Source organism: Virgibacillus sp. LDC1 (genome assembly GCF_025792345.1).
Lineage (GTDB): Bacteria > Bacillota > Bacilli > Paenibacillales > Paenibacillaceae > Paenibacillus_AQ > Paenibacillus_AQ lautus.
This window is the reverse complement of sequence record NZ_JAOXLZ010000005.1, coordinates 503,693-522,806: the sequence shown is the minus strand read 5'-3', so window position 1 is coordinate 522,806 and position 19,114 is coordinate 503,693. Positions and strand designations below refer to the sequence as shown.

The following is a 19,114-nucleotide window of genomic DNA, read 5'->3' as shown; positions in this document are numbered from 1 at the left end:
TCCGGAATTCCACAAGCACATATTATTTCAAGTAGTCCATTGCATAAACATAATCTTTTGCCCATTCGGAAAAGGCAAGCTGCGGATCCCAAGTGACTGCACCCATCGCTTTGGCACATCCCCAATCCAATATACGCTGATGGAGCATATGCACCCTAAATCGATCAACAAAGCCTTCCCTAATTGCAGAGCCCTGTAAGTACATCTGTATAAAATGCCGAGCTACTTCCTGTTCCTCGAAATTCCAATACATAATCACCATCTTGGGCAAATCCGCTACTCCATCCCCAAAATATCCGGTCGTAAAATCAAAAATGCCGCTGATTCGCCACTCCTGACAAACCGTATCATACGCTACCAGCATATTGTCTGCCTTGAAATCCCCCATAACAAAAGTGGGTGAGCAAAGCTTATCGAACGCATCCGCCGAGTCACGCAGCACCCCTTCAACCCATTCCGTATCGGTTGGAGTGATCTGGGAATATTGTTTGGCATCCTGCAACCAAAACCGAATTCGATGGTAGAGCCACGCTTTATAAGATCCCTCAAACGGGCGAATCCTTTGCGTTTTCGGGTCGAGCTCGCCATACTGCTCCACTTTCCAGCCGTGCATTTCATTTAACATGTTGGCTGCTGAAGAGGCAATATCGATTCGATCCGCTGCACCAAGCCCTTTTCTAAATGGTGAATCATTCATATGTACGCCATGAAGACGGGGCATGATCGCGTAGCTCCAGCCGAAAATATCGCCGGATTCATCCAGCAGATATGGGGTCGATAAAGGCAGTGATGTATATTCCTGCAAAGAGTCCGTATAAAATTTCTCTTCTGCGAACTGCCCTTCATAAATGGGATTTCCCTTCAATACATAGCTTCCTTTGCTCGAGTGAATGAACAACGTCTGATTTCCTACTCCCTTAGACGTTTTCTCAGCAGAAACGAGGTTCCCTAGATGGTGCCTGTTCAGCATGGTTTGAAGCTGTTCATCCGTTACATGGCCGATGGGCTTGGTTGAGAAAAAGATCTCTGTTGTCAATTAAAACGCCTCCTTCAAAATTCCATCGCGTTGCCAAGCATATATTTATCCGCAAACAAATCCTATGATCAGATGATCCCGAACAGCATAAATCCGATCGTGTTGATAGCAAGATTAGCAAACATATGGACCATCCAGGACGCATAAATATTGCCGCTGCGCTCATTCAACCAGTTAAACAGCAGTCCCGCGACAACCAGACCCGCGATTAACAACAGGAATAGTCCTACGGAGAACCAGCTGGACATCATCGCTATATGGTACACTGCAAAGGCCCCGGCACTGAATAGATAAGCAAACCGTCGTCCGACCTGCTCCTTCAGCGTGAAAAAGGCAAAGCCACGGAAAAAGAACTCCTCCAGCAGTGAATTCGCAATCGATATGTAAAGGGCTACAAACACAAAATTGCCCGCATTCACTCCCATATTGTCCTGCAAAGCCCCTGTTACGTTGGTGAAATCCAATAAAGGACTCAACAAAAAATATCCGCCGAGTATGAGAGTGAATACGCCGAATCCCAACAGCATGGACATCAGGAGGCCCTTTTTCTCGAAGGCGAACAGCCTGCGAAAGGGTACCCCGCCGGCGATCAGGGCGTAGCCAATCGGCAATGTCAGAAAGAGCATGATTTTGATGGCGGATTTGACGGCATAATCCGGACGGATCACCGCGTCTACCAAGCTCATGGCTAGACAGCTTAGTACGATGATCGTCAGAAGAGAAACGATTTTCCTTCTTGATCTCATGAAAATATCTCCTTCGGCTGCTTATTACGGTTGCTGTATAAGAATTCGATATACGGCGCATAATGCCCTCTACATCAATAGAAAACGCCCCTGTGTCATGAAACTTCAGAGGCGTTTTCGCTCATTCATCTATATTCAATTCTGTGATACATAGCGGCCTAGCGCCGCTTGATACACACTCTTAGGCCGAAGTCCGATCAATTTGTCTGCCGGTTCTCCGTTATGAAACACGATCACCGTCGGCATGGACATAATACCGAATTGAGCGGCAAGCTCCGGGGATTCGTCACAATCCACCTGATAGACTTCCAGGCGACCCGCTTCTTCCTGACTCAGCTCTTCCAGAATGGGAAGCAGCACCTTGCACGGCGGGCACCATTTGGCTCCAAATTCAACCAGCGTGACTCCATTCTGTTTAATCGCGCTTTGAAAGCTGGCTGCATCTATTCGTGGTAAACTCATTTGAATTCCTCCGCTTCTTCCGATTCTCGTTCATCCAGAATCGATTGCATGCGTTCCTCCAGATTCATTTTGATATGATTCAGCTGGTGGATTTGTGCCTCAATCTCAGCAATTTTTTGACGAAAAATCGGGAACACCTCCGCGCAAAACGCCTCTTTATTTTTCAAGACGCAATGCAGGAAACCGGCGATCTGCTCGGTGGACAATCCCAGATTCAAATATAACTGGATGGTACGCACCTGTTCTTCTGCGAGCATCGAATACTCCCGGTATCCGTTCTCGTTGCGAACCGGCGTAAGCAATCCTTGCTGTTCGTAGTATCGAAGCGAACGGATGCTGACGCCGGTACGGGCTGCAAGTTCTCCGATCTTCATGCTTTTACGCCTCCTAGATGAACGATTCGATTTCATTGTAAACCCTGACACTAGTGTCAGGGTCAAGCGGATTTTTGCGAATATTTTAAAAGTGAACGTGTTGGAAACGATAGAGATCTCCATCAAGTGTTATTTTCTTTTCTTGAATTTGCCTTTGGAGCTTGCAGAACGTTTGGGCCAACGATTCGACGGCACATGCTGGAGCATCGTATGGAAGACGGTTCCCCACTGCTCTTCGTTCAGCCTGCCGATAGGGAGCTCTCGATCTACCCCCAGCACTCGGACCAGCTTCGTAATCTGGGGAGGCGTGAACACACCCGATAAAGCCGCGAATAACGGCAGCCGCGAGTCGCGCAATCCGTAGGCTGCCAGCGCTGTAAACTTCGGCTGATGCTGCGTGGCAATGAGCGGCTTTTTCCTCCGGTTGATGGCTAGAATAGCGGAATCCACTTGGGGAGGCGGCGCAAAATGTTGAGGCGATACGGTCCGCACGAGCCGAATTTCATAATGCATCCTCCAGCTTAAGATACGCGAATCCTGAACAGGTGCCGCCGTAAAACGTTTGGCAGCGCCCTTTTCCACAAGCAGCACGGCTCGCTCCAGCGGCACGCCGGGATGATCCAGCAGCTTTGCCATGATCGGCGTGGTGATCGAATACGGAATGTTCGCCACGACGACAAACGGACTTCTCGGAAGAGGAACCTCCAGGAAATCAGATTGCTTAACGCGAATGTTGCTTCCATCTCTCATCTTGCTGAACAGTTTATCCACAAACCCCGGATCTGTCTCAATCGCGAGCACGTGTGCCGCTTTCTCTGCGAGCGGAAAGGTTAATGCCCCTGTCCCCGCTCCGATATCGAGAACGGTATCGGTGGAGCGGATTTGGGCCAAATCGATCATATCATGAATCAGCCTTTTGCTGATTAATAGATGCTGAGCGGAAAAGTTAGATACTTTCTTCCACTTTTCCCGATCATTTTTATTATATTTAAACACAAAAAAGCACCTCATTCATTCGTATAGTAATGAAAAAGGCACAGCCCAAATAATCCTTCGCATTTTTACATGAAAATGGATGGATTTAGATGTTCTGTACCCTCATTAACGAATACGTATGAATGCGATGCAACACATGTTAAGACAATCCTCCCTTAAATGAAACGGATAAAATAACAACCACAGTATAACATGGGCGCCTGTCTGGTTCACGGGAGCGTTCTCGTTAAAGGGTTCTTTACCAAAAAAGGAACTTTAAAAGAAGGCAGTTAAAAACCGCCTTCTCTGCTCTTCCCTATCAGCGCCCCAATCGAAACATTCCGATCCTCTTCGGATGCAAGCTCGGATCGAACCAATTCGTCCACGTCTTCGTCGGGATGGGCTCGATAATTCAAACTAACGAATGGTTTAACACCTTACATACTTACGTTTGAAACCAAGCTTCCCTCTCTCGACTTCTTTTCTAATATTTTCGGAAGCGTTGAGGAACTTGCTCTTTTTGTCCCGTTTCATTTCTACCGGCCCTACGGCATTTGCGGTCTCAACCGCCTTATCATGGAGCGGTAAATAGGATACGGCTGCGGTGTACATGAAATTATTCATCGCGGATTTCGTTCGGTCCGGAGACTCGTGAATGGTCTTTTCCACCAGTTCGAGCATGGCCGAGATTTTGCTTTCCGGGAACTCCCGATCCGGTCTGCTGCCGAGCAGCCAGCAGTAACAGCTCCACCCCGCCGACATTCTAAGCTCCTCGCCGCTTGCGATCCATTGATCGGCAACCTGCTGCGCAATATCCGCCTCTGCCAAGGTTACGGCAACCACATAATCGGACAGCATATAAAAATAGGCCGCATCCATCCAACGATCAAAATCCGCTGCCGTCATCGCTTTAGGGTCTGCAATGATGCCGGCAAAGTACATGGCGTCGTAGTTCCCGGTGGCGTAAAGCTGCTCAGCCAGAGGCTGATTGATTTTAATTTTCTTGGCCATCGGCTTCATGGCGCCTGTCGCCACGCCAAAGAGCGGTTCATGCGCCCCATTGGACAGGTACATTTTCTTGAGCCGTTCCTTGCCGAGTACTTCAAGCTCCGACATAACGGATTCTAGATTCATGGTTCGACACTTCCTTCATTGGCTTAGTATATAACTGCCGGATAATCGGCAGGCCGCACTTCATATGACTTGAGTGTACAATAACAATGACGGCCAAGCCTAGTCTCTCTTGATGGAAAGTTCCGGATTCTGTTCAAGGTTATACGCCAAAAGCCGGCGATCGCGTCCCGATGAATATCGGGTAGGCAATCGCCGGCAGCAGAAGTTACATAGCCTCTGGTTGTTCCGACTGGACTTTCGGTGTCACCACCGACACGAGCAGTTCGTTTGCCGAAGAGATCGGCACGACCCCTTCTGGCAGTTTAAGATCCCCAACATGTAAAGAATTCCCGATCTCCAGTTCGCTGATTTCGACGGGAATGGTGGCGGGAATACGGTCCGGAAAGGACTCAATTTCGATGAACGTGCTTTGGATTTGGACGACGCCTCCAAGTTTGGCTCCCTTGGCGGTGCCGACGTAATCGAGATTCACTCTCGTGCGTACAACTTCATTTATATTGATGCGTAAAAAGTCGATATGAATGTATTCACGAGTGATTGGATCACGCTGAACGGACTCCAGCAAAACCGGAAGCGGCTCCCGATCGTCAAAACGAAGCTCAAGGATTCCGCCTTTGCCGTTCCTTGCCCATTTGCCGAACTCTTTGGCGGACAGTTGAATCATCATATTATCTTCCCTTGTGCCAAATACAATTGCCGGAATTCGTCCCGAAAGACGGAGCTGCTTCAGTCCGGTTTTGTTCATGGCAGCGCGCGTTTCTACTCGTAAATTTACTCTCATCTCAACAACACTCCTCAGATTATCGTTATTTGGGTGCACTCTCCATCGATCGTCCATTATGAACTACGGATTTCTCCCCCCGCAGCGGGGAAATCAGGAGCACCATTGCATCACCTCCAGATAGACATTTAATGTAAAAAGCTTTTATATATGCGAGAAGGCACCTCGTCCCACGGGGAACGAAATGCCTAATTACTTGCTACCATATCATAGAAAAGGGGTGTTGTCGACCGAGTTGTCTAGATCACCTATCCCGTTGCTCGATCGACCAGTTTGGCTTTATCCATCAAACTTGCACCTTCGATTTGCCATCTGAACTTTACATCCGAAGCATCTGAGACTACGCCTTCTTGTTCAAGCTTAATAGTAAATTGCTTCAAATACTCGTACGTAGGTGGTATTGGCATCGCGATCTGTAACTTGGAGGCAATTTCGCTCGAACCGTGTTACAATTGTTAAACAATGATATTACAGAAAACCTCCCGTCAGGTAGGTTATTTTGTTTTTATACGAAAAAGAGGAGCTTTCCGCTCCTCTGTGTTATTTCCCTCAAAACTTCTCATCTATTTGTCCTTCCGTGCTCTATCTAAAACCCCTTTAAAATTCAGACCCTTAGCGAGCCACGGAATCCCCTCGCAGCATAGTATGATTCCGCTCCATTGTGGTACACAAAGACAGTGTCGTAGCGGCGATCACAGAAGATTGCCCCGCCGAGGTTTCTAATACTGGCAGGTGTTACCACCCAGCTCGATGTTTTCACATCGAAATTTCCAAACTTCTGCAGGTCCCGGTATTGTTCTTCCGTTAGAAGCTCAATGCCCATGGCGGCTGCCATTTCAACAGCACTATTCTTCGGTTTATGTTCTTTCCTTGATTCCAGCGCTTCACGGTCGTAACAAATACTTCTGCGGCCTTTTGGACTCTCAGCTGAACAATCATAAAAAATGTATTCGCCCGTCTGGTTGCCATGGCCAATAACATCCGGCTCCCCACCAGTTATCTCCATTTCATGAAGTGACCACAGTTTTTCAGGATTTGCTTCAAGCTTTGCTTGTACGTCAGCCCATTCCAGACCTTGATGGCGGTTCATATTTTTCTCAAAACGAGCTTTCAATGTATGGAGCAGCCCTTCACGTTGTTCTGTTGACAATTCTTTAGCCATGTTAGATTCCCCCTCATACCATTACAAACTTAGTTTTAACTTATTAAATAATAAATTGACTGGGCGTTTGTTATATCCTCCATTAATTCTGAGCCTTGAACAGCACCGCACGTTCCCTTCTTTATCATCAACACACAGCACTTTACGTCTACGGGTGCATTTCATTTAATACTAATGATTCTGTGTAACTCTGCTTTTCGCTTTAGCGACACTGACACATCTCATCTATTCTTTCCTCACCAACAACGTTACCGCCTCCACATGGCTTGTCTGGGGAAACATGTCGACCGGCTGCACCCAATCGAGCTCATAACCGCCGTCAAGCAGCACCTTGCAATCTTTCGCCAAGGTCGAAGGGTTGCAGGATACGTACACAAACCGCTTCGGTTTGGTGCGGAGCACCGTCTCCAGGAAGCGCGGATCCAGGCCGGTACGCGGCGGGTCGGCAATGATGACGTCCGGCTTCATGCCTTCCTTGACCCAGCGCGGCAGCAGTTCCTCTGCCTGGCCGACATGAAAGCTTGCGTTGGCCCGTCCGTTTCGCTGCGCATTGGCCTTGGCATCCTCGACGGCTTCAGGGATCGTCTCGATCCCACGCACTTCTTGGGCATAAGGAGCGAGCCACAGCCCGATCGTGCCGGTTCCGCAGTAGGCGTCGATGACGGTTTCCTTCCCCGTCAATCCGGCTGCCGCCCGGACCGACTCGTACAGCTTGACCGTCTGCTGCGGATTCAGTTGGAAGAAGGCTCTTGGCGACAGCGAGAATTGCAGGTCGCTCAGCGATTCCTGCATGCTCTCGGCTCCCCACAGCGAGATCGTCCGGTCTCCGAAGATGAGCGAGGTTTTCTTCGGATTGATATTGAGTGAAATCCCGCTCACCTCCGGAATGGTAAGGCGCAGCATGCGAACGAGATCGTCCTGCCTCGGCAGCTTGCTTCCGGCCGTGACCAGCGTCACCTGAAGTTCCCCGGATTGAAAGCCGTGACGGACCACAATTGTCCGTACGCCGTCCTTGTTTCCATTCTCTTTGTGAAGCGGAATCCGTAATTCTTCGAGGACGGATTTGACCTTCTCCACGGCTTCATTTACCTTCGGATGCTGAATCGGGCAGCCGCTAATGTCCACGATCGTATGGCTGTCCGCTTCATAGAGCCCTGCGATTACTTCATGGCCCTTCCGTTTCAGCTGCAGCTGCGCTTTATTCCGGTAATCCCATGGGTGCTCCATCCCGAGGATCGGCTTAAACTTCACATCATCACGTCCCGCATACCGGCTGAATGCCTCACGCACAATATCCGTCTTGGCCTCCAGTTGTCCCTCATAGGAGATATGCTGAATTTGGCAGCCGCCGCAAATGCCGAATACCGGGCAAGGGGGTTCAATCCGGTTAGGCGAACGCTTCTCCACTTCCAGAAGCTGTGCCTTGATAAATTTAGGCTGAACCTCTTTTACCTCGGCTTTGACCACTTCATTCGTGATCGCTCCGTCAATAAACACCGCCTTACGGCGGTAATAACCGACTCCCTCTCCGTTAATCCCAAGCCGTTTGATTGTAACGACAATCATGTCGCCGGCTTGCAGTTCATCCGCGTGCTCACGTCCGGATGTTGGCCTTGGCCCATGCACTTCTCGCTTATATTTATCAGACGGTTTCGACTTAGAATACGATGAAGCCGATAATGGATCCCTGTTCTTCCTATGTTCACGCTTAAACGCCGGCTTGGCCCCAGCTTGGCTGGCTGCCGCCCGTTCACCCGGCTTCTTTCCGTATGCAGTTGATTTGTTGTTTTTGGTTCCTTGTCCGGAACGTCGTTGTTCACTCATGCCTTGATTTCTCCATCCTTCATGGTATCGTGTCCAATATACCATGCCGAACCTGCGAATGCTAACGAGCCGTGTTCTTTTTCCCGATGTCATCGGTGATCCTCTGCTTCCTTGACGTCAATATCTTCGCCGCGTAAAACCGCAAAAAAATATTTTTGCAATTCGGAAACCAGAGGTGATCTTCCAGCGTATAATTCCATTATCATACATTCACATATGGAGGTATCTTTTATGTCGTTTTTTAACAAAATGCTAGCCAGTGTAGGAATTGGAGCTGCCCAGATCGATACGCATCTCGAAAAATCCTCCTATTATCCGGGTGAAGAAGTACGCGGCGTCATTCACATTAAGGGAGGGAACGTAGAACAGACGGTTGACCGCATTTACTTGAAATTGATGACGGAATATACCAGGGAAAGCGACGACAAGAAGTACATAGAATCCTATACCCTTGCCAAAATCAATGTCTCCAGCCGCCTCACGTTAAAGCCTGGCGATCAGCAGGAAATCCCCTTCTCTTTTCCTCTGCCGCTGGAAACACCGCTCACCATTTCGCGGCAGCCGGTATGGATCCATACCGGCCTCGATATCGATAATGCCATCGATCCGAAGGACCGTGATTTTATCGACGTTGAACCGAATGCAGGCGCATCCGTTGTCTTTGACGCCGTGGAAGGACTTGGCTTCAGCTTCAAAATGGCAACATGCGAATATCACCCGAGATCAGGCCAGGGCGTTCCTTTTGTGCAAGAAATCGAATTTTATCCTGGCTCCTCTTATGCCGGCCATATCAAAGAGCTGGAATTGATCCTCTATCCGGAGCAAGACGGGATTTCGATTCTGGTCGAAGTCGACCGCAGAGGCAGAGGGGTATCAGGCTGGCTCCAGCGATCCCTTGATATGGATGAACAACACTCCTGGGTTACCCTGGATCAGCAGGATCTGGAGCAAGGTCCATCCCATGTGGCCCAAATTATTGACCGTGTCATCCGCAGATCGATCTAATGAAAAATGGCCCGCAAGGCAGGTCGCTTGATCCCAAGTGACTCTCCTGCGGGTCATTGTTTTAGATACATGATATCGCTTGTCAAATAAAATAATGCGGGTACTTCTCGCGTAAAATATCCTGCTCCACAACGACAAGGCGCAGATGACGCTCCATCACTTTCATGGCCTGCTCCGCTTGTTTATTGACGATCAGCTGATACATTTCCTTATGCTGCGAGATGATATGCTCCCAGTTTGAATCCTTGGACAGGCGAAGCAGCCGCAGACGGTTGAAATGAATGTTCAATTGCTGCAGCATCTTCCAGGTCCGTTCTTTGCCCGTACCCTCAAACAGAATTTGATGGAACTCCTCATCCAGCTCAAACAGCTTATAGAAATTATGGTTTCCCGCGCATACGTCCTGGAGCGCAATATTGGTTTCCAGACGGAAACGGAACTCTTCGGGGAAAATTTCGCAGGCAAGCGCCACAATTTCCTTCTCGATCTTCTCCCTGATAAATCGGCCTTCCTCAACATGCCTGAGATTAATACGGGATACGATTGTCCCGCTTTGCGGAATGATGTCGAGCAGTTCCTCCTCGGCAAGCTTCATGAACGCTTCCCGGACCGGCGTTCGGCTGACGTTTAATTCATCCGCAATTTCCTTTTCCGAGATTTTCGTACCCGGTTCCAGCTCCAGATGGAATATCCGGTCTTTCAGCAGCTGATATGAATACTCCCTGGTAGAGCCTTTAATCTTTTGCTCTGTTGACATATATCGTTACCTCTTTCTCCTATGCTCTATGTTCTCTTTGCTTACGTTATAAGCATCGGCTGATATCACCGCTTCATATGCGGATGGCTCTTCCGATCACTGTTGAAGTGATTCCTCACTCTATATTACCTGAATCAATGGCACGGGCGGTATATAATGTACGGGAATCCTCGGAAAAAGCTTGCGGAGCAGCTCGGCCGTGCAGGTCATGCCGGGCTCCTCGCTGGCGGCATGGCCAATCAGGAGCATGGACGGGTTCCGGCCTTGGGTCGCTGCATCGCCGATGTATTCGGGCGTCTCCCATTCCGGGCCTTCGCCGGCGATAAGAAGATCCAGCCGCTCATTCACGCAGAGGGGAATGGCATGCGACCCGCCGCCCCGGTAGCCGACGGCAATGCCGACTTTGGAGCATGTTCCGCTTCGATTCCCGACATAACGAAGATACGGAAGATTCAGCTTTCTTTTTATATCTTCTGCAATATCCTGAACCGTCATTTCTCCGGGCAGCGTGGCAATAGCCGCTGTCGGAAGGTACTTATCGATATATGGTTCCCAGTCCAGCGCCTGAACCAATCCCTGTGTAATCATATCGGGAACATACCTGTGAGGCCCATCATGAAACCGGTAAATCGTCAGATGGCCGGATTCGATCAGGCCTATTTTATCCTGGTATACAGGGCTCGCCTGTATTCCTTCCACCCCATCCTCATGATGGCTGTAAAAGACCCCCTCATGGGTGATCACAAGATTTGCTCCCGCTTGTATGGCTCTCTGCAAAACCGAATGTGAAGCGGCGAACGTGACAGCAATGCCGTGAACGACGGCATCGGCGCTTCCGGCTACAATCCTGTCCACCGTGGATTCAAGGCGTCCCGCTGGTTCTGTTAATCGGTTGATTACGTCTTGAACGATCACGCTCAATTTAGAACAACCTCCTTGTCGTCAACATGGCTGGATCATCGCGACCGTCCGAATCTACAAACAGGCTGCCTTTCCATAAAGAAACGGCAGCCTGTCGATCCGTTGGTTATTGTTGCTCTTTATAATTTTTATACGTTTTATTTGCAATCTCCAGGTATTGTCCCACGCCCTGGCTATCCAGCTCTTTCACGAACTTGTCATACTCTGCGAGATCCCGGTCGCCCAGAATGAACTTCAGCGTGTTCTGATCCGTGTAGTCCTTCAGCGGCGTGCTCAAAAGCGTGACTCGCTCGCGTTCTTCAACCGAATACGGAATCGGCGGCTCCGGCTTCACGACCGTTTTTGTTTCGCTCATGCTCTTCTGGAACTGCTGCTCTTCCTCGCTGAACATGGATTGAAGCAGCTCGGTCGTACCGCCGTAAGCGAACACCCCGCCCGAGAATCCATGCTCGATCCGCAGATCCTTTGTACCCTTCGGATTCAGTCCGTTGTAGTTAATGTCGTCCATCAGCTTGCGTACGCCGCCTTCCTTGGTATACGTCACGCCTTCGACGCCCCACTTCGCGAATTCCTGTCCCTCGTCGCTGTAATAGAGCCAGTCGATAAACTGCAGGATGGCTTTAAAGTGCTCGCTCTCTTTCACTTTGGAAGAGATCATGACCCCGTTCTCAAGTCGGCTGCCGGACATCAACTGGCCTGCCGGGCCGCCGGGAACCGTGATTTTGCTGATCGCATACTTTCCTTCGCCCAGCGTTTTGTCCATATCATTGCGGTGCTGGACCACGGTCTGGGAGTTACCGTTAATGATGAAGGATTTGCCGGTCACGAACTTTTGCACGGCCTGGTCGTCATCTTGGGTAAAGCTCTCTTTGTCCAGCAGTCCTTCGTCCACCAGCTTATGGAAGTAAGCCAGCATGTCCTTATATTCATCCGTTGCCGCTGTATACACAAATTCGTCCGAATCTTCCTTATACGTAAGCCCGCTGCCGAAGCCCCATCCGCCTTTGGTGCCAAACCCCGTAGCCGCGATGTTCAGCGTACTGTTGAATTTGAAGCGATCGGAGAACGGCGTAACGTCCGGGTACTCCTGCTTCAACTGCTTCATGGCCGTGTACAGCTCATCCCAAGTAGTCGGAATCGCGATGTTATGCTTCTCGAAAATATCCGTGCGCACGATCAGCGTATAGTCCGGCCATACCGCCTCATGCAGGCCTGGAAGCACATAATATTTCTTGTCCTCCTGGCGAAGTCCCTCCAGTTCGCTTTCCATATCCCATTTTTCGATCTTGTCCTTGAAATTCGGCATCAGATCAATATAATCGCTAATCGGCAGAATCGCGCCGGAAGCCACGAACGCGGATTCTTCCCCGGGATAAGTCTTCGGAATGACCAGCGGCGCATCGCCGGAGCTGATCAGCAGGCTGCGCTTTTGACTGTAATCGCTCATCGGCACGATCGTCGGCTTCAAGGTCACGTTTGTCATTTCTTTTAGTTTAACAAAAAGCATCCAGTCCTGCTTGTAAGGATAAGCCGGCTGGTCACTGTAGAGGATGGACAGATCGAACGGCTCCGTTGCCTTGAACGTATCGCCTACCGCGTAAGTTTCCATGGCGCCTTTATCCTGAATCTCGGCCTCTTTACCGCCTGTTTTATCGGTACACGCCGCTAATACCGCAACAATCAATGATATCAATAAAGCTTTGCCAGCAAACGAACGAGGACTTTTTTTCATGTTCCTATTCCTCCCAAAATTTCAATAATGGCCAATCGGATGATCCTTCCTATTGCTTGACGGAGCCCAGCATGATGCCGGTTACGAAATAACGCTGCACGAACGGGTAAATCGTCAATATCGGCAAAATGGTCAGCACCATGGTCACCGATTTGATATTGGCGGATATCTGCGTCAGATTATCGGCCGAGGTGGCACCGGCGGAAGTCACGCCTGTCGCGCCCGCTATCATGTTCCGCAAATAGATCGTGACCGGGAAGAGCTCCTTCTGATCCAGGTACAGAAAGGCCGGAAACCAGGAGTTCCAGTGCCCGACGGCATAGAAGAGGATCATGGTCGCGATGACCGCTTTGCTTAAGGGCAGCACGATCCGGAACAGCATGCCGTAGGTGTTCAGGCCGTCAATGGCCGCGGCTTCCTCCAGCTCTTCCGGCATATTTTCAAAAAAGGATTTCATGATGAGCATGTTGTAGATGCTGATGGCTCCCGGGATTACGATGGCCCAGATCGAGTTGCTGAAGCCTAAGCTGTTAATGAGTACATAGTTCGGGATCAGCCCACCGTTAAAGAACATCGTGAATACGGCAAACATCGTTAGAAACTTGCGGCCGACCAGCCTTTTCTTGGATAAGGCATACGCAAAAATCGTCGTTAAGAACATGGAGATCGCGGTGCCGACCACGCTGTAAACGACGGTGTTTTTGTAATTCGTCCAGAACATGGCGTCTTTGGTCACGGTTTTGTAGGTATCGATATTAAAGCCCCTGGGAATCAGGTTGACCTTCCCTGAGTTGATATACGACTCGCTGCTGAAGGATTGAGCGACTACGTTCAGGAAGGGGTACAGCGTGATAAAGACAACGAACAGCAGGATGATGGCATTACACACTTTGAACACCTTATAGGATCTTGATTCCTTCATATACGCTCCCTCCTTACCATAAGCTTCGATCCGTCAGTCTTCGCGAGATCGCATTCACGGAGAAGACCAATATAAGTCCGATCACGGACTCGAACAGTCCGATGGCTGTGGCATAACTGAAGTTGTTGGATACGAGACCGACCCGGTACAAGTAAGTCGAGATAACGTCGGCCGTCTCATAGATGACCGGATTGTACAGCAGCAATATTTTCTCGAACCCTACCGCCAGGAACGCTCCCATATTCAGAATCAGCAGCGTCACAATTGTCGGGAGGATGCCCGGAATCGTGACAAACAGCGTTTGCTTCCAGCGGTTGGCCCCGTCAATCCTGGCCGCCTCGTACAGGGATTCATCAATCGTCGTTAAGGCGGCCAGATACAGAATCGCGCCCCAGCCCATGCCCTGCCAGATTTCCGAAGAGATATAAATCGTCCGGAACCACTCGGCCCGCTGCATGAAATTGATTCGCTCTCCGTTAAAAAACTCCAGCAGCGAGTTAACGGAGCCATTGACCGACGTTAATTGCAGGATCATCCCGGCAACGATAACGATGGACAGAAAGTGCGGGAGATAAGAAGCCGTCTGGACGAATTTCTTGAATCGCTTGCTCTTCACCTCATTCAGCAGCAGTGCAAAGATGATGGGGACCGGGAACGTAAAGAGCAGGGATAACGCACCGAGCAGCAGGGTGTTCTTGAACACATTCCAGAACGCAGGGTCATGGATAAACATGTTGAAATAATGTACTCCTACCCATTTCTCCCCATAGATACTGCCTCCGGGCATAAATCGCCGGAAAGCAATCACATTGCCAATCATCGGTCCGTATTTAAAAATGAGCAGGTACATCACCGGTAATATCAATAGGGAATACAACTGCCAATCCTTCCGGACGAGGACAGCAACGGTTTTAAGTCTGGGTGGTTTCTTGGCCGCTTTGACGGCTGGCAAGGAATGATTTGCAACTTTTGGCTCCATCGACGTTATTCACTCCAATCCGTATGACCTCTTCTCATACCTCTTCATTCTTGGAATACGGCCGTGTTTCATGATCCACTTTCATTCAATAAACCCAGGAAATCGCTTTCATTTATTGTAGCTATAAGCAGGCTGTAACCGTTACGGCAGGGTAATGTCCCGCCTTCTATTAATCCCCCCTCCAATATTAAGCGCTTACAATGTTCGTTTAAAAAATAGACTCCCGTATCTTGAACGTTAGACTAACAAAGTGATCCAGCTGCTTCTCTCACCTATGTAGAGAGTCATATTTCACCATACTAGTATAACTAGTATGGTAGTTGGTTTTATTTTAATGGACGTTTTCCACAATTTCAATACATTTTTCTCTCATTTATAAAATTCCCATCCCAAGCCTCAAAAAAAAGCCGAGAGGGCATTCAGGCTTTGGCCTACTGCTCTCACGGCTTTCGGATTCCTTTCCTACTGAGGTATTTCATCATGCATAAAGGGCAGAAGTCTTCGCTTCTGCCCCTTGAGGTTTCCCCCTGCCACCTCTATATTTACTTCAGCTCCGTCACGTTGCCGTCAATGCTGATGCTTTTGATGTCCATATCTCCCAGAAAAACGAGGTTATTCTTGCTGTCCAAATTATACAGCCACTGAAACCCGCTCTTTGTCGTACTGGTCGAACTAACACGAAGCATCATTTCGGATCCGTCCGCAGCGATCACCTTAACCTCCGGCGTATATTCCGGTAGTTTATCCAGCTCACCGTCGGTACGCTTGCCTTCGATAGCCACACCGATGGAAGAAACACTAATGGTGCTGAGAGATAGTGCCTCCTCATTCTCATTGATCGCCAGATTCAGGCTTTGCTCTCTTTGCTTGCCAGGAGAAATGGTGAATTGAACATCCCATGGCCCTTCAACAGCTTGGGTGTCGTCCGCCGCTGTGATTTGATCGGCTGTGATCCGTGCTTTTAGCCCGTCGAGATCATTCGCCGCATCCATCTCAAATACGCCGACAAGCTTTTTGTTATCGTCAAGAAGCTGCTGTCCCACCATATAACTCACATCATGTTCCATTTTCAACTCAAGTCCGGGTATCGAAACACCCGCGGGGAATGGCGTACCATCCTCTTTCGTAAAGCTGACCACCAAATAACCGCTGTTGCCGACATAAACTCCTTCTTCAACATTCATGGTCACCCCGGATACAGTATCCGTTCCTTGTATAGGTGATCGTTCATCTTCCGCGATGGACGCGGATTGACCGAAGAACTGCTTCAAGCTATCCACATATCGGCTCGCAAAAGCCGTCGTACTAAGTATCATGATCATCGCGGCAGCGATAACAATACTGGCTTTATATTTTTTCACTTTCCTGTTTTTATACACCATAGGTTCCTCCTCTTGAATCTTGCTCATCGCATTGCTCTTGATTCGTTCCATATCGATCCTCTGCGTCAACTCGCGTTCCTCTTCCTCCGTAAGGAGGAGATCCTCCAGCTCCTGATTGTCGATATTGGCCATAATATCTACAATTCGCCGCTTCACTTGCATCCATCCCCTTTCGCTATCGATTTGAAGCTTCATTCCTATAGACACGGTCCATATAGAAAATCCTACGGGTTCTCGGTTTCATAATGAATGCGCAGTCTGTCCCTTGCCCGGCGGATCCGGGCGGTGACGGCTTTCTCCTGCATATTCAGCCTGCTTGCAATATCGCGGACTTTCTCCAAATAGAAGTACCTGCGGATGAAGATTTCACGATCCGGTTCGCCCATCCCCTGCACCATGCCGCTTATCGTTTCCTTCTCCTGACGGAGAATGGCCAATGCCTCCGCAGAGGGACAAGAAACGGCATCATCCTCCAATTCGGATTCAATGACCCGCTGTCTTTTGCGCAAGGCATTCAAGGTATGATTACGCGCGGATATGGCCAAATAAGGCTTGAGACTATCTCCGCGCAGGATGATTTTGTGCCCGTCTGTCCACAGCTTAACGAGGACATCACCGGCTATTTCCTCCACATCGTAGGAATTAAACCGCCCGCCTGCCACCTTAGCGACCACCGCGGCTATGTAGCGTGAATAGCGGTCAACCAATGCTTCAAAACATCGCGGATCTTTCTTCGCAAGCCCATCCAGCAATGTTCGATCCTCCATGGATCCTCCCCCCCCCTTAATAACCGTCTCCTCTGGTTGAACCAAGCCATAGATCAGGCGCTACTATATAAGACACCTATAATTTCGAAAACCCTACACATCTTTCGAAAAAATGATCCTTTCGCCAGGCAGGCCCATTGGAATAACTTTGTAACGACAAAAAAACCGATCCAATTCGGATCGGCTTTTCTGCAAGCACTAATGAAATTACTGTAATTGTGGAGAAGCTTCCGATTGCTGTCTGGATATGATAAACAGCACGATCCAGATCAGCAGGAATCCCAGAAGCTGAGGACCTGTCACGATTTGCTGGAATACAATCCAGTTGATGAGCACGCCAACCATAGGAAAACTCAATTCCGCAAGTGTTGCCACAGAGGCTTTGGTCGTGGTTAATCCTTTATAATAAACCAGCAGGCTCAGGAGACCGGGCAGCAATGCCTGGCCGATCAGGTTCAGCGATACCAAGGCAAATGCCCCGGTATTCCAGGCTGGCATATTCCATGTTGCCCCCTCGCTCCATGTAATGACGGTCAGGAGCGGCAGTGCCAGCACGAAACGCAGTGAGGTTACCGTCTCGTATTTCAGTTTGCCTACCATCAGGCGCCCCATGACGGTTGAACCGCCCCACAGCGCTGCTGCGCCTAAGGACAAGAGGCTGCCAACTTGAATAAACTCGTTCCAATGCCCAATCGGCAAGGTTAAACCGAAGGTCAGTAAATACGTGCCCGCCAAAGCGATGATGAGCAGAATCCCAAAATGGCGCGGAAGCTTCTCTTTCAGAAGCAAGCTGGCCAGAATGATGGCAAACAGCGGCTGCAGCTTCTGAAGCAGCAGGACGGCATTTAGATTGCCGCTCGACAGCCCCATCGTAAACAATACGGTAGCCAATGCCGAGCCGCCCCAGGATATAAACAGCAGCGCGCCGACATGATTCCAGCCAAGGCCTTTTAGTTCCTCGCGGTTCTTCCACAATACAGGGATTGCGATCAGAGAAATGATGATATGTTCCAGCAAAACGATCTGAGCCGAAGTCAGATTTTTAAGCAGAATGACCCGGAATAACGGGTCCACGCCCCACAGGGCGGCTCCCAATACGACGAGCCAAAACCCTCCTTTAAAACGTCGACTTGCCTGTGCGTCGGAACCAAAGGGTTTCACCTTGACTCCAGTATTCATATTACTCATCTTGCCCTCTCCTGTCTTGAATACGGAGGTCTTACTAGCAGAAAGCCCCCGTCATCGACATATGTCGACGTTACGGGGGCTGATCAAATAAGCCTGCGCCCGAATGGAAAATTTCGCATCCACGGCAAACTCATCTTTGATCTTCTCCCATCCGGACTTTACCGTCGGCCTTGGATTTGCACCAAGTCAGTCGCTGCATACTTGTTCGTGCCAGCATGCAGCGAGTCGCGGGCTGAGTTTCGTTCACGCCGGAACGAACCATCACCGCCGGTTAGGAATTTCACCTTACCCCGAAGATCCATATTCATGTTTTATTTTTGTCATGCAATATTCTGATTGACCGATAATTCCTATAAGCTTAGTTGATGTATTGAAATTATAGCATGAATCCTTTCATGTAAATACATCTATTTTCAAAATAATTGAAATTAGACTGGAATACAATGAAAAATCTCACGTTCAACCAAGACTTACTGAGAATTATACGGCAAGTATCAATTTGTTACCAGTATGTTTTTCTGCCATTTTCATTTTAGGTTATATCAAATACCTTGTAGTTAGAACGGGGACCGACCACCCCAGCTTGAAGGCAGAGCAGATCAAGGGCGTCCTTGGTGTTAAGGCCCATTCCTCCGCCTGCCCGAGGCAACGACAACGATAGGTTTGATGAACTGGCTGCAGATTCACTCTCGTACTGCTTCGTCTCGCTTAATAACATTTTGCTTCCATCCGGCCGAACCATATACTGACGCAAATAACCGCCTTCCCTTACGGTTATCAGCTTTCCCTTGCCCTCTTCTTCCTTCTTGCTCTTCTGGAGCAGCTGTTCAAATCCTCCTTGGGCTGATTCAGCGTTCAACCGTTTCACAGGACTCCAGTATGTATATGCAGACTCAATGCGCATGAACTCACATCCTTCTCAATCGTTATTCTATCACTTACAGATATTATCGGGTACCAGAGCACT

The 19,114-nt window shown here is 49.3% G+C and carries 20 protein-coding genes and 1 riboswitch; of the genes, 1 reads left to right on the top strand and 19 read right to left on the bottom strand.

Annotated elements, in window-relative coordinates; translation table 11 throughout:
• Positions 1 to 22 precede the first annotated feature (22 nt).
• The 10 genes from OHJ21_RS26905 to rlmD all read right to left on the bottom strand — a co-directional run bounded on the left by OHJ21_RS26905 (position 23) and on the right by rlmD (position 8,494).
• The gene (locus OHJ21_RS26905) at positions 23 to 1,036 is read right to left on the bottom strand and encodes a phosphotransferase family protein (RefSeq protein ID WP_486021622.1); all 1,014 of its coding nucleotides are present in this window, start codon (positions 1,034 to 1,036) and stop codon (positions 23 to 25) included.
• 68 nt (positions 1,037 to 1,104) lie between these two features.
• Positions 1,105 to 1,782, bottom strand: a complete 678-nt coding sequence (locus tag OHJ21_RS26900) for a CPBP family intramembrane glutamic endopeptidase (RefSeq protein WP_486021621.1) — start codon at positions 1,780 to 1,782, stop codon at positions 1,105 to 1,107.
• Between the two features lie 135 nt (positions 1,783 to 1,917).
• Complete coding sequence (locus OHJ21_RS26895; RefSeq protein WP_100540660.1) at positions 1,918 to 2,244, bottom strand: thioredoxin family protein; 327 nt, start codon at positions 2,242 to 2,244, stop codon at positions 1,918 to 1,920.
• Positions 2,241 to 2,618, bottom strand: a complete 378-nt coding sequence (locus tag OHJ21_RS26890; protein ID WP_486021620.1) for a MerR family transcriptional regulator — start codon at positions 2,616 to 2,618, stop codon at positions 2,241 to 2,243. Before OHJ21_RS26890 ends, OHJ21_RS26895 begins: the two co-directional genes overlap by 4 nt.
• 129 nt (positions 2,619 to 2,747) lie before the next feature.
• Positions 2,748 to 3,614: a 23S ribosomal RNA methyltransferase Erm gene (gene erm / locus OHJ21_RS26885; RefSeq protein WP_486021619.1), complete on the bottom strand. Its 867-nt coding sequence runs from the start codon at positions 3,612 to 3,614 to the stop codon at positions 2,748 to 2,750.
• A 269-nt stretch (positions 3,615 to 3,883) separates the two neighbouring features.
• Positions 3,884 to 4,009: a hypothetical protein gene (locus OHJ21_RS26880; RefSeq protein ID WP_394058559.1), complete on the bottom strand. Its 126-nt coding sequence runs from the start codon at positions 4,007 to 4,009 to the stop codon at positions 3,884 to 3,886.
• Positions 4,010 to 4,022: 13 nt separating this feature from the next.
• Positions 4,023 to 4,727, bottom strand: coding sequence for a DNA alkylation repair protein (locus OHJ21_RS26875; protein ID WP_100540657.1), 705 nt, complete (start codon positions 4,725 to 4,727; stop codon positions 4,023 to 4,025).
• Between the two features lie 205 nt (positions 4,728 to 4,932).
• On the bottom strand, positions 4,933 to 5,508 hold the full coding sequence (locus OHJ21_RS26870; protein ID WP_486021618.1) for a 50S ribosomal protein L25: 576 nt from the start codon (positions 5,506 to 5,508) through the stop codon (positions 4,933 to 4,935).
• 604 nt (positions 5,509 to 6,112) lie between these two features.
• The gene (locus OHJ21_RS26865) at positions 6,113 to 6,670 is read right to left on the bottom strand and encodes a DUF4256 domain-containing protein (protein WP_100540853.1); all 558 of its coding nucleotides are present in this window, start codon (positions 6,668 to 6,670) and stop codon (positions 6,113 to 6,115) included.
• Positions 6,671 to 6,895: 225 nt separating this feature from the next.
• Complete coding sequence (rlmD, locus tag OHJ21_RS26860; RefSeq protein ID WP_486021617.1) at positions 6,896 to 8,494, bottom strand: 23S rRNA (uracil(1939)-C(5))-methyltransferase RlmD; 1,599 nt, start codon at positions 8,492 to 8,494, stop codon at positions 6,896 to 6,898.
• 231 nt (positions 8,495 to 8,725) lie between these two features.
• Here rlmD and OHJ21_RS26855 point away from each other — a divergent pair, with 231 nt between their 5' ends.
• Positions 8,726 to 9,499, top strand: a complete 774-nt coding sequence (locus tag OHJ21_RS26855; protein ID WP_486021616.1) for a sporulation protein — start codon at positions 8,726 to 8,728, stop codon at positions 9,497 to 9,499.
• An 82-nt stretch (positions 9,500 to 9,581) separates the two neighbouring features.
• On the opposite strand, the gene OHJ21_RS26850 is transcribed toward OHJ21_RS26855, so the two are convergent.
• From OHJ21_RS26850 to OHJ21_RS26810, 9 genes are all read right to left on the bottom strand, one after another.
• Positions 9,582 to 10,256: a GntR family transcriptional regulator gene (locus OHJ21_RS26850; RefSeq protein WP_100540654.1), complete on the bottom strand. Its 675-nt coding sequence runs from the start codon at positions 10,254 to 10,256 to the stop codon at positions 9,582 to 9,584.
• Between the two features lie 120 nt (positions 10,257 to 10,376).
• Positions 10,377 to 11,177: a Nif3-like dinuclear metal center hexameric protein gene (locus tag OHJ21_RS26845; protein ID WP_100540653.1), complete on the bottom strand. Its 801-nt coding sequence runs from the start codon at positions 11,175 to 11,177 to the stop codon at positions 10,377 to 10,379.
• 106 nt (positions 11,178 to 11,283) lie between these two features.
• Positions 11,284 to 12,909, bottom strand: coding sequence for an ABC transporter substrate-binding protein (locus OHJ21_RS26840; RefSeq protein ID WP_486021615.1), 1,626 nt, complete (start codon positions 12,907 to 12,909; stop codon positions 11,284 to 11,286).
• Between the two features lie 49 nt (positions 12,910 to 12,958).
• On the bottom strand, positions 12,959 to 13,831 hold the full coding sequence (locus OHJ21_RS26835) for a carbohydrate ABC transporter permease (protein ID WP_486021614.1): 873 nt from the start codon (positions 13,829 to 13,831) through the stop codon (positions 12,959 to 12,961).
• A gap of 13 nt (positions 13,832 to 13,844) precedes the next feature.
• Positions 13,845 to 14,810 (bottom strand): ABC transporter permease, encoded by a 966-nt coding sequence (locus tag OHJ21_RS26830; protein WP_326115490.1) that lies wholly within the window; start codon positions 14,808 to 14,810, stop codon positions 13,845 to 13,847.
• A gap of 542 nt (positions 14,811 to 15,352) precedes the next feature.
• On the bottom strand, positions 15,353 to 16,354 hold the full coding sequence (locus OHJ21_RS26825; RefSeq protein WP_486021702.1) for a hypothetical protein: 1,002 nt from the start codon (positions 16,352 to 16,354) through the stop codon (positions 15,353 to 15,355).
• A 62-nt stretch (positions 16,355 to 16,416) separates the two neighbouring features.
• Entirely contained in the window at positions 16,417 to 16,959 is a 543-nt protein-coding gene (locus OHJ21_RS26820) for a sigma-70 family RNA polymerase sigma factor (RefSeq protein ID WP_326095453.1), read from the bottom strand.
• 207 nt (positions 16,960 to 17,166) lie between these two features.
• On the bottom strand, positions 17,167 to 18,147 hold the full coding sequence (locus OHJ21_RS26815; RefSeq protein ID WP_326115492.1) for a DMT family transporter: 981 nt from the start codon (positions 18,145 to 18,147) through the stop codon (positions 17,167 to 17,169).
• A gap of 135 nt (positions 18,148 to 18,282) precedes the next feature.
• Positions 18,283 to 18,449, bottom strand: a riboswitch (FMN riboswitch).
• Between the two features lie 230 nt (positions 18,450 to 18,679).
• Positions 18,680 to 19,051 (bottom strand): hypothetical protein, encoded by a 372-nt coding sequence (locus OHJ21_RS26810; protein ID WP_486021613.1) that lies wholly within the window; start codon positions 19,049 to 19,051, stop codon positions 18,680 to 18,682.
• Positions 19,052 to 19,114: the final 63 nt, after the last annotated feature.

Excerpts from the sequence above, each read along its gene's own strand:
- OHJ21_RS26900 (WP_486021621.1), bottom strand. The coding sequence starts at position 1,782 with ATGAGATCAAGAAGGAAAATCGTTTCTCTTCTGACGATCATCGTACTA.
- OHJ21_RS26895 (WP_100540660.1), bottom strand. The coding sequence starts at position 2,244 with ATGAGTTTACCACGAATAGATGCAGCCAGCTTTCAAAGCGCGATTAAA.
- OHJ21_RS26890 (WP_486021620.1), bottom strand. The coding sequence starts at position 2,618 with ATGAAGATCGGAGAACTTGCAGCCCGTACCGGCGTCAGCATCCGTTCG.
- OHJ21_RS26875 (WP_100540657.1), bottom strand. The coding sequence starts at position 4,727 with ATGAATCTAGAATCCGTTATGTCGGAGCTTGAAGTACTCGGCAAGGAA.
- OHJ21_RS26870 (WP_486021618.1), bottom strand. The coding sequence starts at position 5,508 with ATGAGAGTAAATTTACGAGTAGAAACGCGCGCTGCCATGAACAAAACC.
- OHJ21_RS26865 (WP_100540853.1), bottom strand. The coding sequence starts at position 6,670 with ATGGCTAAAGAATTGTCAACAGAACAACGTGAAGGGCTGCTCCATACA.
- rlmD (WP_486021617.1), bottom strand. The coding sequence starts at position 8,494 with ATGAGTGAACAACGACGTTCCGGACAAGGAACCAAAAACAACAAATCA.
- OHJ21_RS26855 (WP_486021616.1), top strand. The coding sequence starts at position 8,726 with ATGTCGTTTTTTAACAAAATGCTAGCCAGTGTAGGAATTGGAGCTGCC.
- OHJ21_RS26850 (WP_100540654.1), bottom strand. The coding sequence starts at position 10,256 with ATGTCAACAGAGCAAAAGATTAAAGGCTCTACCAGGGAGTATTCATAT.
- OHJ21_RS26840 (WP_486021615.1), bottom strand. The coding sequence starts at position 12,909 with ATGAAAAAAAGTCCTCGTTCGTTTGCTGGCAAAGCTTTATTGATATCA.
- OHJ21_RS26835 (WP_486021614.1), bottom strand. The coding sequence starts at position 13,831 with ATGAAGGAATCAAGATCCTATAAGGTGTTCAAAGTGTGTAATGCCATC.
- OHJ21_RS26830 (WP_326115490.1), bottom strand. The coding sequence starts at position 14,810 with ATGGAGCCAAAAGTTGCAAATCATTCCTTGCCAGCCGTCAAAGCGGCC.
- OHJ21_RS26825 (WP_486021702.1), bottom strand. The coding sequence starts at position 16,354 with ATGCAAGTGAAGCGGCGAATTGTAGATATTATGGCCAATATCGACAAT.
- OHJ21_RS26820 (WP_326095453.1), bottom strand. The coding sequence starts at position 16,959 with ATGGAGGATCGAACATTGCTGGATGGGCTTGCGAAGAAAGATCCGCGA.
- OHJ21_RS26815 (WP_326115492.1), bottom strand. The coding sequence starts at position 18,147 with ATGAGTAATATGAATACTGGAGTCAAGGTGAAACCCTTTGGTTCCGAC.
- OHJ21_RS26810 (WP_486021613.1), bottom strand. The coding sequence starts at position 19,051 with ATGCGCATTGAGTCTGCATATACATACTGGAGTCCTGTGAAACGGTTG.